Annotated in this window: 7 protein-coding genes; 4 read left to right on the forward strand and 3 right to left on the reverse strand. The window is 58.6% G+C overall.

Annotated features, from left to right (window positions below; translation table 11 throughout):
- Positions 1 to 129 precede the first annotated feature (129 nt).
- The 3 genes from K3177_RS08330 to K3177_RS08340 all read left to right on the forward strand — a co-directional run bounded on the left by K3177_RS08330 (position 130) and on the right by K3177_RS08340 (position 6,182).
- A complete protein-coding gene (locus tag K3177_RS08330) occupies positions 130 to 1,860 on the forward strand; it encodes a tetratricopeptide repeat-containing sulfotransferase family protein (protein ID WP_221597870.1) in 1,731 nt (576 codons plus the stop codon).
- 114 nt (positions 1,861 to 1,974) lie between these two features.
- Entirely contained in the window at positions 1,975 to 2,841 is an 867-nt protein-coding gene (locus K3177_RS08335) for a hypothetical protein (protein ID WP_221597871.1), read from the forward strand.
- 155 nt (positions 2,842 to 2,996) lie between these two features.
- Positions 2,997 to 6,182 (forward strand): TonB-dependent receptor domain-containing protein, encoded by a 3,186-nt coding sequence (locus K3177_RS08340; RefSeq protein ID WP_221597872.1) that lies wholly within the window; start codon positions 2,997 to 2,999, stop codon positions 6,180 to 6,182.
- A 79-nt stretch (positions 6,183 to 6,261) separates the two neighbouring features.
- Here K3177_RS08340 and clpB read toward each other — a convergent pair whose 3' ends face one another.
- From clpB to K3177_RS08355, 3 genes are all read right to left on the reverse strand, one after another.
- Positions 6,262 to 8,838 carry an ATP-dependent chaperone ClpB gene (gene clpB, locus K3177_RS08345; protein ID WP_221597873.1) on the reverse strand — a complete coding sequence of 859 codons (2,577 nt, stop codon included), beginning with the start codon at positions 8,836 to 8,838 and terminating at the stop codon, positions 6,262 to 6,264.
- Positions 8,839 to 9,051: 213 nt separating this feature from the next.
- Positions 9,052 to 9,390 (reverse strand): tRNA-binding protein, encoded by a 339-nt coding sequence (locus tag K3177_RS08350; RefSeq protein ID WP_221597874.1) that lies wholly within the window; start codon positions 9,388 to 9,390, stop codon positions 9,052 to 9,054.
- 31 nt (positions 9,391 to 9,421) lie between these two features.
- The gene (locus K3177_RS08355; protein WP_221597875.1) at positions 9,422 to 10,867 is read right to left on the reverse strand and encodes an ATP-binding protein; all 1,446 of its coding nucleotides are present in this window, start codon (positions 10,865 to 10,867) and stop codon (positions 9,422 to 9,424) included.
- Positions 10,868 to 10,986: 119 nt separating this feature from the next.
- On the opposite strand from K3177_RS08355, the gene K3177_RS08360 reads away from it, so the two are divergent.
- Positions 10,987 to 13,215 (forward strand): acylase, encoded by a 2,229-nt coding sequence (locus K3177_RS08360; protein ID WP_221597876.1) that lies wholly within the window; start codon positions 10,987 to 10,989, stop codon positions 13,213 to 13,215.
- The last annotated feature ends 22 nt before the right edge of the window (positions 13,216 to 13,237 follow it).

Consider the following 13,237-nt stretch of genomic DNA (forward strand, 5'->3'; position numbering starts at 1 on the left):
CAGCCGTCTTCGCAAATGATGGCAGTGATGATGAAGCTTCGCCAAGGTGACAATGACGGTGTCCTGTCCCTTATCGATCGCGGCCCCAGGCCAGTTGGCGAAGAAGGTCCGTGGCACGCGGTCGCTGCGATGGCTGCGCAAAGGCTGGAAGATCACGACAAAGCGATTCCGCACCTCGAGCAATTGCTGAAGATCGACCCAGGCGATATCGCCACAAGAGTCAACTTGGCTAACGCGCTGGTATCCACGGGGGATCTCGACGCTGCGCTTGCCCTCTCAAAGGATCAGAGCGATCCGCGGTTAACGCGCGTGGAAGCGTTCGTGCTTCAGAAAAAAGGTCACTTGGCAGAAGCAGCTGCTGCATACCGTCGATGCGTCGAGGCAGATGAGAACGATCTCGCAGCGCATAACAATCTCGGTAATGTGCTGGCAAACCTGGGCGAAGTCGAGGAAGCGATTGCGGCATTTGAACGCGCGATCACCCTGGCTCCTGCCGACATCCCGATTTATCTCAATCTAGCAGAGGTCTTGCGCAACGCCGACCGCCGCGAGCCCCATTTAAAGGTCCTGACGGATGCACGCGAAATCGCCCCGGACAACCCGATTGTCCTAACGGAACTCGGGATTGCCTATGCCCGCGTCGAAGATTTCGATTCCGCGATCACCACGCTAAAGAGAGCCATTGAACTGTCGCCAGACTTTGGCCCCGCGCAGATCGAACTCGGTTTGATTTACGAATCGCTTAATCTTCTCGAAGATCTGGCGGAGTTGGTAGAGGCCGACAATACGGCGGACGCTCCAGCTGAAGCAGAGTTTCTCTGGGCCTGGAAAGCTCGTCGCGATGGTCGATTTGACGAAGCAGCACGGCATGCCACCGCGATTCCGGAGACCGTTCATCCCATCGCTCGCTTTCACCTCATTGCCGGGATCGAAGATCGTTTGGGCAATTCGTCTGCGGCTTTCGATGCATTCGCTCGCATGAATGCGGAATCACTCAAAGCTTACCCTCCTCCTACGGGCCCCAGCTTCCGGCAGAAGGTTCAAGCCGAACTTGAGAAATGGACATCGGACTGGGCTGAGAACTTCACAGAGATTACCGGCCTAGAAGACGGATTGCGAGATCCCATCTTTATAGTTGGCTTCCCGCGTTCGGGCACCACGCTTCTCGACACCATGCTAATGGGAATTGAAGAGCTTTCAGTTCTGGAGGAACGCCCCATGATGGCCGGTGTAGTCCGCAACATGGGCGATCATCATCCGGGTCATTTGGAAGCTTCGACCATAGCCGAACTGCGTCAGAACTATTTTGCGGACGCCCGCCGGTTTGGCGCGGACACAGATAGATGGATCGTCGACAAGCATCCGCTGAACATGGTTCGTTTGCCCGCTATCCATCGTTTATTCCCAAATGCTCGCATCATTCTGGCTGAACGGCACCCATATGACGTCGTACTCAGCACCTTCATGGCAAATTTCAATCTCAACCACGCAATGCGCAGCTTCACGGACCTCGAGGAAGCGGCGAAAACCTATGATGCAGCTTTTTCGTCATGGACGCGAGCCATCGAACTTTTTCCGATCGACTGGACGTCGGTACGATACGAGAGGCTTGTTGAAAATCCTCGCAAAGAACTCGAGCCTTTGATCGATTGGCTCGGTCTCGAATGGGATGACCGGCTTCTGGCCCATACCGAAACAGCGCGTCAGCGAGGTAGAGTTCGCACGGCCAGCTATTCGCAAATAGGCGAAGAGCTCTATACCCGTGCTACAGGACGGTGGAAACGATATAATGAGCAGTTGCGGCCGGTCATGCCAATCCTGAAACCTTGGGTAGATAAAATGGGCTATGCCGACACATAACCCATATATCCGAAGGGTTAACCGCCGGCGGAAGCAGTACGTTGGTTCTGTCCGCGTTCGACATGCTCACGCTGCAATTGCCTCTCGCGTTGCCACTCCTGGGCCGTCTTGCAAATGCGTTCAGACTTCAGACGCGAGCCAACAACCTTATCACGTCTGCAAATTACCTTCTCTTTGTTCGACCCAACAGTCAGTTCCTCAGTCGAGCTACTAACCTTATTGGTATCCTGTGCGAAAAGCGCATTAGGCGCTGCAATTGATATTGCGATGGCTGAAAATGCTGCGGCAAACTTCATCTTGCGATCCTCCAAATTGCAATACCTTGATATCACGACTTTTCAGAAAACCCTAATCGGCCTTCCCGAGCAACGCCGTCTTGGGCTAGAGCCTCGCGAAACGGTAGGGAGAAAACAAATGACTACCAACGACCGCACCGCCTGGAAACTTTCGGCAGCCAGAGGCGGCGTTGCTGCAATGGCACTTGCCCTTACGCTTGTCTCGGTGCCGGCCAATGCTCAGGATAGCGAGGCTGACAATCCTTTTCTGCAATCATTGAGAGCGTGTCAGGCCGAAACCGACTCGTCTGCCCGGTTGGTGTGTTTCGACCGCGCTGCAAATGAGATATTGAGTGCAGAGGCGGCAGGAGACCTTCGGGTCGTCGATCGCGAGGCTGTCCGCAAAACGCGCCGCGGTCTCTTCGGCTTCTCCCTCCCCGATCTGGGGATATTTGAGAAAGGGGATGGCGAAAAAGAGGAAGAGATCAATGAGATCGAAACGACGATCGCAGCGGTGAGCGGCACTTACGGCACCAGTTATACGATCCGCACGGCTGAAGGCGCAGTTTGGCGAATCTCCGATGTACCACGCCGCCTCCTCGAGCCGAAGGCGGGTGACAAGCTGACAATCAAAAGCGGGGCCCTGTCTGCTTATTATCTACGGATTGGCGACCAGAGTGGCGTGAAAGGAAGCAGGGTACGATAATTGGCCACGGCCTAATGTGACATTTTTGATACGGCGACCATGTAACTGCGACAATTGCGTTAATTCTGCCGCTCCATGTCTTGCTCAAAAGGGCTGTCCTTGCTTCAACCCCCCTATGAGCCGGTTCCTCCGGTTCTAGTAGGGGACTAAATCAGATGAAAAAGACCTTTTCCGCCTTTGGTGGACGGGCCGCACTGTTCAGCAGCGCAGGGCTCGCCGCTCTCGCTTTTGCCTCGCCAGTGCTGGCGCAAGATACCGATACCGATCCGAGCGACGACGTTTTGGAAGAGCAGGCTGAAGACGCTGCGCCCGCCGGGGATATGATCCTGGTAACCGGCAGCCGTATTTCGCGTCCGAACCTTGATTCGCCGGTCCCCGTGACTTCCGTGAACGTAGGTGAGCTTACCAATCAGGGTGAACTTTCCCTCGGTGACGCGCTCAACGATCTGCCCTCGTTGCGCACGACCTACAGCCAAGGCAACTCCACTCGCTTTATCGGTACAGCCGGGCTCAACCTGCTCGACCTCCGGGGCTTGGGCGTCAGCCGCACCCTCGTGCTGGTCAACGGCAAGCGGCACGTTACGACCTTACCAGGCGATTATCTCGTCGACACCAACACTATTCCCGTCGATCTGCTCGAGCGCGTAGATATCGTTACCGGTGGTAATTCGGCTGTTTACGGCTCTGACGCTGTGGCGGGTGTCGTGAACTTCGTCTTGAAGCGCGATTTCGAAGGTCTTTCTCTTCGTGGCCAAGCCGGGATTTCCGAGCGCGGAGACCGCGCTGGCCGCTTCATTGCCGGCGTTTACGGCAAGAACTTCGGAGACGGTCGCGGCAATATCTCGGTCGCTGCCGAATATGCGAAGACCGATCCGCTGTTTTTCAATCAGCGTGACGAACTGACCGGCGCATATAGCGGTCGCTGTCAGTATAACCTGGTCGAACCCACTGCTGGCGAACCTTTCGGCACGGACGGTATCACCGACAACGGCGAACTCTGTGGGGTTCGCAACAATTCGATTTCAGATGGCGGCACGCTGGGCGTGTTCGCTGACCGAAGCGCATTGCGTTTTGATCGTAACGGCAACATTTTCCGCGACGTTCCGGATGATCCGCTTGGTAGCTATACCGGCAACGTTATCGGCGGCACCGGCTCAACGCTACGCAACACAGGTCAGTTGGCGGCAGGCCTTGAGCGGTACAACATTAACCTTCTCGCGCACTACGACGTCAGCGATGCGTTTCGCCCGTTTGTCGAAGCGAAATACGTTCACGTTGAAGCACTCCAGGAAGGTCAGCCCAGCTTCTTCCAAGGCTCGCTCAAGAACCTAGCCAACACGCAAGAACAGTTCGATGCCATTCAAAATCTGCGTTGCGACAATCCGTTCTTGAATCCACAGGCATTCGGCCAGTTAACGGCCGTAGGCTTCTGCGGAGCAACTCCGGATGGCAGAACGTTCAATATTTCACGCTTCAATGTCGACTTCGGCGGACGCGGCGAACTACAAACTCGTGAAACCTACCGCATCGTCGGTGGTGTCGAGGGTACCTTCAACGGTGACTGGAATTACGAACTGTCGTTGAACTACGGTCGCTTCGAGTCCAATCTGAATTCGCTGAACAACCTCGTTCTTTTCGACACTCAGGGCAACCTTGACGGGTTCCTTCTCGCCATCGATGCGCGTCGTAACGCAGCCGGCCAGATCGTCTGCGGTGTGAACGCTGATGCCGATCCCACCAATGATCGCCCGGACTGCGTACCGATCAACGTTTTCGGTAATGGTGCGCCGAGCCGAGAGGCGCTCGACTTTGTCAACACCACCACGACCCGCGAGGAACGGGCTGAACAGTTCGTAGCGTTGGCATCGGTTGCCGGTGACCTGTCGCAGCTTTTCGAACTTCCAGGTGGTCCGGTAGGCTTTGCGATCGGCGCCGAGTATCGCGAAGAAACTGCTTACAGTGCGTATGATGAACTCGTTCAGTCAGGCGGCACGTTCCTGAATGCCATCCAGCCGTTCGCGCCGCCCAAGTTCACGGTTAAGGAAGCATTCGGCGAGTTGAACATTCCTGTTCTGGCCAATATGCCGTTTGCGGATGAGTTGACCTTCAGCGCAGCCGGTCGCGTGTCCGATTACAACACCAATGTCGGCACGACGTTTTCGTACAATCTGAACGGTTATTACGCACCAATTCCGGATATTCGTTTCCGTGCGAGCTACGCCACCTCGGTTCGTGCTCCGACCCAGAGCGACCTTTTCTCGACTCCGTCGGAAAACTTCGCGCAGTTGGCCGATCCGTGCGATTCGCAGAACATCACGAACAATCCAAACCGCGCTGCCAACTGCGCCGCGGCCGGTGTTCCGACGACTGTAAATCAGGCTGTGTTTGAAGCTTGTAACGGAACCGCATTCAATGGCGCGGTGGGCACGCCGTTCCAGAACTGCCTCGCTCGCTCGGCGTCGACCGGCTATCTTTCTGGCGGCAACCCTGAACTGACGGAAGAAAAAGGTAAGTCGCTCACGCTGGGGGTAATATTCCAGCCGCGGTTTGTCCCTGGCCTGACGTTCACGGTCGATTATTACGATATCGAGATCGAAAACCAGATTGCCGTACTGGGCGCCCAGACGATCCTGAACAACTGCTATGACAACCCGAACGGTGTGAACAATGTCTTTTGCGCTACTGTACAGCGCGATCCGGCAACCGGACTGTTCATCGAACCAGCTGTGCTTTCCAGCGGGATCAACTTCGCTAGCCGTGAAACCCGCGGTATCGATTTCGATCTTCAGTATGCGCATACGTTCGACAACAACCACCGCTTGACGCTTCGGGCGATTGCGACCCATCTGCTGGATCTCAATTTCTACGAAGATCCAACCGATGGTGAAGTCCCGAACCGCGTAAAGAGCGAACTGGGCGATCCTGCATGGGCAGCCTCGTTCAACGCCAACTACGATTTCGGTCCTGTCGATTTGACCTGGTCGGTGCGCTTCTTGGATAAGATGACCAAGAGCGCATATGAGAACGCTTTCCCGTATACGGGCCGTTGCCCCACATCGGGTGTAACCGGGTTTACCGAACGGGCCTGTACTCCGGGAGAGCTCACCACTCTCGATCCGGCGAACGTGGATCAGTTCGATGACCCGTACTTCCCGAACAGGTTCTATCATAACGTACGCGTGAACTTCACGGTCGATGAAGAACGCGCGTTCAACATGTATGTCGGTGTCGACAACCTGTTCGATACTAAGCCTCCGTTTGGTCAGTTGGGCGTTGGGGCAGGTGATCCGTACGATACGTTCGGGCGTTACTTCTACGCCGGCGCTCGGATCGACTTCTAATCCGAACATACCTAGCGTAAAAATAAAGGGCCCCGGGAAACCGGGGCCCTTTTGTGTGTCGTTCGAAAACGATGAAGCGTTAGACGACCACCATCTCCAGTTCCCCATCCCCTTCGTCAATCTGCACGGTCGACCCGTCCGGCACCTTGCCCGAAAGGATCATGTCGGCCAGCGGGTCCTGAACGTAACGCTGCACGGCGCGCTTTAGCGGGCGGGCGCCGTAAACAGGATCATAGCCGACACGGCCGAGCCATTTCTTTGCCGCATCGCTCAGCTCGAGCGTGACCTTGCGATCCCTGAGCAGCTTCTGCACGCGCTCGACCTGGATATCTACGATTGGCGCCATGTGTTCTTGCGCCAAGCGATGGAACAGGATGATCTCGTCCAGCCGGTTGAGAAACTCGGGCCGGAAATGGCCGCGTACGACATCCATCACCTGCGGTTCGACATCCGCAACTTTCTGATTGTCATCCATATTCGCCAGGTACTGGCTGCCCAGATTGCTGGTCAGGATGATGAGCGTGTTGGAAAAGTCGACCACCCTGCCCTGCCCATCGGTCAGACGTCCATCGTCGAGAACCTGCAGCAGCACATTGAACACGTCTGAGTGCGCCTTTTCGACTTCGTCGAACAGGACCACCTGGTACGGTCGCCGACGGACGGCTTCGGTCAGGACGCCGCCTTCCTCATAGCCGACGTAGCCTGGAGGCGCGCCAATCAGACGGGCGACCGCATGCTTCTCCATGAATTCGCTCATGTCGATGCGCACCATGGCGCTGTCGTCGTCGAACAGGAAGCCCGCCAATGCCTTTGTGAGCTCAGTCTTGCCAACGCCGGTCGGGCCGAGAAACAGGAAGCTGCCCAGCGGGCGCCCGGGGTCCTGCAAGCCCGCCCGAGCGCGGCGTACGGCCTTCGATACGGCGTCGATCGCCTGGGACTGCCCGATGACCCGCTGCGATAGGATGTTCTCCATGTCGAGCAGCTTCTCGCGCTCGCCTTCCATCATCCGATCGACAGGGATACCCGTCCAGCGCGAGACCACGCCAGCGATATCGTCTTCAGTCACCTCCTCCTTGAGCAGAGCGTTGTCGGTCTGCCCGGACGCTTCGGCGAGCTTCTTCTCCAGTTCCGGAATCCTGCCGTATTGCAGCTCGCCGGCTTTCTGCAGATCGCCGCCGCGTTGTGCCTGTTCGAGTTCGATACGCGCCTGGTCGAGGTCTTCCTTGATCCGGGCTTCGGCATGGATCTTGTCGCGTTCGTTCTGCCAACGTGTCGTCAGTTCGCTCGACTGCTGTTCGAGTTCGGACAGTTCCTTGCGCAGATTTTCGAGACGGTCCTTCGAAGCGTCGTCGGTTTCCTTCTGCAACGCCTGCTCTTCGATCCGCAGTTGGATGATCCGGCGGTCGAGCCCCTCGATTTCTTCGGGCTTGCTTTCGACCTCCATGCGGATGCGGCTGGCAGCCTCATCCATCAGATCGATCGCCTTGTCGGGCAGGAAGCGGTTCTGGATATAGCGGTTTGATAATTGCGCCGCTGCCACGATTGCGCCGTCGGTAATGCGCACGCCGTGGTGCAGTTCGTATTTGTCCTTGATCCCGCGCAATATGCTGATCGTGTCTTCAACGCTCGGCTCATCGATATAAACCGGCTGGAACCGACGCTGGAGCGCGGGATCCTTCTCGACATACTTTTGGTATTCGTCGAGCGTGGTCGCACCGATGCAATGCAATTCGCCCCGCGAAAGCGCAGGCTTGAGCAGGTTGCCGGCATCCATGCTGCCTTCCGATGCGCCAGCCCCGATCAGCGTGTGCATTTCATCGATGAACAGGATGATCTGCCCTTCGGCGCCTTTGACCTCGTCGAGTACCGACTTCAGCCGCTCTTCGAATTCGCCGCGATATTTTGCGCCCGCAATCAATGCACCCAGGTCGAGCGCCATCAATGTTCGGCCTTTAAGGCTGTCGGGCACGTCGCCATTGGCGATACGCAGGGCAAGGCCTTCGGCAATCGCAGTCTTGCCCGTTCCAGGTTCGCCGATAAGAGCGGGGTTGTTCTTGGTACGGCGGGCGAGGATCTGGACCGTCCGGCGAATTTCCTCGTCTCGGCCGATCACCGGGTCGAGCTTGCCGTCGCGCGCCGCCTGCGTGAGGTCGCGCGCATACTTCTTCATGGCGTCGTAACTTTCCTCCGCGCCCGCGCTGTGAGCGGCTCGCCCCTTGGTCACGTCCTGGATCGCCGCTTCCAGTGATTTGACATCGATCCCAGCAGATTTCAGCGCTCTGCCCGCATCGTTATCGGCCATCGTCAGCGCTTGGAGAACCCGCTGGACCGGGACGAAACTGTCGCCCGCCTTTTCAGCCAGTTGTTCGGCCTGATCGAGTGCACGAACCGCATCGTTATCGAGCCCGGGCGTCTGCTGCGCCCCGCCGCCCGAGACGGCCGGCACCTTGGCCAGAGCGTTATCGACCTCGGTAATCGCCACACCGGGATTGCCCCCGGCACGCTGAATCAACTGGGCAGCCATGCCCTCGCTATCGTCCAGCAACGCCTTCAGCAGATGCGAAGGCGAGATGCGCTGGTGGTTCATGCGGATGGCAACCGTCTGCGCAGCCTGCAGAAAGCCTTTCGCCCGGTCGGTGAACTTTTCGAGATTCATGGATATCCCCGTGTGATTACCAACGCGATATGGTGTGACGTATATACAACACAATAGTTCGAGGTCGTTATTTTCGACGAAGTCCTCTTTTGACGGTCGCGGTGTAAAACGACCGGGCTGAGATCGCGCCGTTCGTCAGTGTCATCCCATCTCCGAAGTTAAACGTCGGCGAACGGTTGACCGGCGCGTGTAGCTTTACAGTTTTGTACGCAATCAAGCCAGACGAGCACCGTTGGCTACGTTGGCTTCAGGCCGTGCGAGGAGGATCGCGCCGTTTGCGTCCGGGAAGCCGAGCACGAGTATCTCCGACATGAAAGGCCCGATCTGGCGCGGGGCGAAATTGACCACTGCCATGACCCGTTGCCCGACGAGACTTTCAGGGGCGTAGTGTTCGGTGATCTGTGCCGAGCTTTTACGCTCGCCGATGTCGGGCCCCAGATCGACCCACAGTTTGATAGCGGGGCGGCGGGCTTCCGGGAAGGGCTCGGCACGCGTTACCGTGCCGGCGCGAATGTCGAGCGCTGCGAAGTGCGTAAAGTCTGCATAGTCCATCGCGCGGACTTATGCAGCACCGTGAGGGTCATCAACCCTGGGTGAGCGGTTCCAGTCCCGGCACCATGATCGTCCGGTCGCCGCCAAAATCTTCGCGCACTACGACCAGCCCCTGCCGTTCGAGGTGATCGAGCAGGCGCCGGATGCGGCCGGGCGAACTGGTGCCATAGGCCCGTGCAAGCGCATGTTCGTCAACCTGCGTTTCACCGGCATGCGCAGCCTTGGCGATGACCAGGAAGGGCCCGAGCAAATCCTCTTCGACGGTCCCGGCGAGTTGCATGATCCTCGCCTGCACGGATTCTTCCAGTTCGCCGAGCCCCGCCCCGGCAACTGCGAACCGGCGGCGGAAACCGCGCATGTCGGGCATGGGCCCAATCAGGCGTTCACGGCGGCACCGGGTGAGAAACGTCTGGTACTGTGCGCTGGCAGACTGGAATGCGATGCCCTCTTCCCCGGCAAGCTCTGCGATAATCTCCGCGATCCGTGTCGCAACGGCAGACGTATCGATCGGTTCCGGTGCGGCGACCTGCCGTTCTTCTGCATGAGCGATGCTGTCTTCCATTTCGTCGATCCGCGGCGCGGGTGGCGGCGCGGGCGGCGGGGGCGCCTTGGCCACCTCGCTCGCGAGATCGGTGGTGAGCAGCGCCGCCATATCCTCGGGCGCCGTGTCAGGCAGCGCCATCAGGCCTTCGCTGCGAACTGTATGACCGGTTTTCACCGGGCCAATCTTCACCGCCTGCGGGACCCTGGTGATGGCAGGCCCGAGCGCGAGGAAATGGCCACGCTGCAGTTCACGAATACGCTCCGCCTGCCGACGCTCCATCCCGAGCAGGTCGGCTGCACGGATCATGTCGATGTCGAGAAAGGTTCGCCCCATCAGAAAGTTCGAAGCTTCGGCAGCAACGTTTTTGGCGAGCTTCGCCAGTCGCTGGGTCGCGACTACCCCGGCCAGTCCGCGCTTGCGGCCGCGGCACATGAGATTGGTCATCGCCGACAGCGTCATGCGGCGCGTATCCTCAGCCATCTCGCCCGCCGCCGCAGGGGCGAACATCTGCGCCTCGTCCACCACGACCAGGGCGGGATACCAATGTTCGCGCGGGGCATCGAACAGAGCAGTGAGAAACTGTGCGGCGCAGCGGATCTGCTGTTCCACTTCCAAGCCATCGAGATCGAGCACCACGCTGGCACGATGTTCACGGATACGACGGGCAAGCGCTTCGATTTCGGGCGGCGAATAGGCCGCGCCGTCGATGACTACATGGCCGAACTTGTCCGCGAGCGAGGGAAAGTCGCCTTCGGGATCGATGACAACCTGCTGCACCATGCCGGCGCTCTCTTCGAGCAGGCGACGCAGCAGGTGTGATTTGCCGCTTCCCGAATTGCCTTGCACGAGCAAACGGGTTGCGAGGAGTTCCTCGATGTCGAACTCGACCGGTTTGCCGGAAGATTCGTGGCCGATGGTGATCTGCGCTGTCACTGCTGGCGGGTTAGACAGCCGAATCCGGATCGGGAAACAGCTGCCGAAGGGTTTTGCCCAATCGCATTGCGAGTTCGGCCCGGTGCCGCTAACCCCGTTGCAAGAGAGGACGGGATTTCATGAAGAAATGGTTGGGGCGCATCGGCTTTGCGCTGCTGGTGCTTGTGCTGGCAACATTCATCGTGCTGGCCACGTGGGAGCCCTTCTGGGCGAAACGCGACGACATCGTCCTGCCCGATCGGGATTACACTGCTGAAATAAGTCGTGACGAATTCGGCGTACCGCACATCTACGGCAAGACCGATGCCGATGTCGCCTATGGCGTCGCCATCGCCCATTCGGAGGACGATTTCTTCACCCTTCAGGATGTGGTTGCGATGAGCCGTGGGCGATACAGCGCGATCGCCGGGCAGGACGGTGCGGCATTCGATTATGCGTATCACCTGCTCGATGCGCGCGGCACGGCGGAGAAAAATTACCCGCGGCTGCCCGAAGACACGCGCGCGCTGTTCGATGCCTATGCGACGGGCCTGAACGATTATGCTCTTCAACATCCGGACGAGGTCAAGCTCGGCAATCTGTTTCCCGTCGACGGTGTCGACGTGGCCGCGGGTTTCGCGCTCCGCCAACCGTTCTTCTTCGGCCTTGGGGACGTCATCGGGCCTTTGGTAGACGGCAAGGAACTGCGCCCCGAGCATGGCCCTGCGATCCCGCCCAGCAGCCGTGAAGCCACGCCGGCGACGGATGCCGTCGAAGTCATCCGAGACGATGAAGTTGCGCCGCCAAGGCAGACGAAAGCGCGCCCCCTGCCATGGGGCGAGGACGGGGCGCTGGCCGGATCGAATGCCTTTGCCGTAATGCCCGAAAAATCAGGCGGGCCGACCATTCTGGTATCGAATAGCCACCAGCCATGGCGCGGCGGCGTCGCCTGGTACGAACTGGTGGTCGAAAGCGACGAGGGCTGGCATTATGCCGGTGCCAACTTCCCGGGTAGCCCCTTCCCTTTCCTGGGCCACAATGAACATCTAGGCTGGACCAATACGGTCAACACGCCTGACATGGTGGACATCTACAGGCTGGTCATGAACGATGACGGGACACAGTACCGCATCGGTGACCAGTGGCGCGATCTGGAAAAGCAGACTGTGACCCTGCCGGTAAAACTGGGGCCCATCACACTGCCGATCCGTCGCACGATCTATCGAAGTGTTCACGGCCCGGTGATCAAGAACGACAATGGCTATTTCGCCGTCCGCTATGGCGGGATGGGAAATCTGGGGCAACTCGACGCCTATTATCGCCTTAACAAGGCAACCGATCTGGACGAATTCCAGGCCATTCTTGCGCGGATGGACATTCCGTCCACTAATTTCATCTATGGCGATAAGGAAGGCAACATCGCCTTCATTTACAATGCTGCCCTGCCCGACCGTGCGAAGGGTTACGACTGGCGCAAGATCCTGCCGGGCGACGATCCGCGCGCGATCTGGTCTGGCCCGGTGCCCTATCAGTCACTACCCAAATATGTGAACCCGGCGAGCGGCTGGCTCTATAATGCGAACAATGCGCCCTACACGGCCGCAGGGGAAGGCAGCGATCTGTCGCCTGACGATTTTGCCCCCGAACTCGGCGTCGAACTCAAGCAGACCAACCGTTCCCGCAGGGCGTGGAAGCTCATGAGCGAGGCAGAGTTGCTCGACCGGGCGACGCTGGAGAAGATCAAATACGATACCGCCTACGAACGCGAAGGCTACGTCGCGCGTCTGTGGGACGATCTGGCTGCACTTGATCTTTCGGATGACGCCGAGTTTGCGCGCGCGCGCGACATGCTGATGAACTGGGATTTTACCGCCAACAACGTCGGCGAAGCCGATGCGCTGGCACTGCTGATGATCCGTGAGTTCATGGCTTCCAGCTATCAGAACAAGCCCTGGCCCGATGTCCGCGAAGAGCTGGCGAAACAGGTCGCTCATCTCAAGGACCATTTCGGCCGCATCGATCCGCCGATGAGCGAATTGCTGCGTCTGCGCCAGGGCGATGTGGATCTGCCGCTGGATGGTGGGTCGGATACGCTGCGTGCCTCGACCCTATGGGATGTCGACGACGATGGCCGTCTGTCGGTTCGACATGGCGACAGTTTCATCCAGTGGGTGGAATGGCTTCCCGGCCAGCGGGTTTCCTCACGCTCCATCCAGCCATTCGGCGCGGCCACGACGCGGCCTGCGTCGCCGCATTACACCGACCAAGCGACGTTATTCGTCCAGCACCGCCTGAAGCCGGTCCATTTCTGGCGTGAAGACGTGCTTGCCAATTCCGCGTCCCGAAAGGTCGTGACGCATTCTCGATGACGGGTTAGCCTGCCATCTGTCT

The sequence above is a fragment of the Qipengyuania pacifica genome (genome assembly GCF_019711555.1).
GTDB lineage: Bacteria > Pseudomonadota > Alphaproteobacteria > Sphingomonadales > Sphingomonadaceae > Qipengyuania > Qipengyuania pacifica.

Bases quoted from the DNA above. Each gene is read 5' to 3' on its own strand.
- K3177_RS08335 (WP_221597871.1), top strand. From the start codon at position 1,975: ATGCGTTCAGACTTCAGACGCGAGCCAACAACCTTATCACGTCTGCAA.
- K3177_RS08330 (WP_221597870.1), top strand. From the start codon at position 130: ATGGCTGCGCAAAGGCTGGAAGATCACGACAAAGCGATTCCGCACCTC.
- clpB (WP_221597873.1), bottom strand. From the start codon at position 8,838: ATGAATCTCGAAAAGTTCACCGACCGGGCGAAAGGCTTTCTGCAGGCT.
- K3177_RS08350 (WP_221597874.1), bottom strand. From the start codon at position 9,390: ATGGACTATGCAGACTTTACGCACTTCGCAGCGCTCGACATTCGCGCC.
- K3177_RS08340 (WP_221597872.1), top strand. From the start codon at position 2,997: ATGAAAAAGACCTTTTCCGCCTTTGGTGGACGGGCCGCACTGTTCAGC.
- K3177_RS08360 (WP_221597876.1), top strand. From the start codon at position 10,987: ATGAAGAAATGGTTGGGGCGCATCGGCTTTGCGCTGCTGGTGCTTGTG.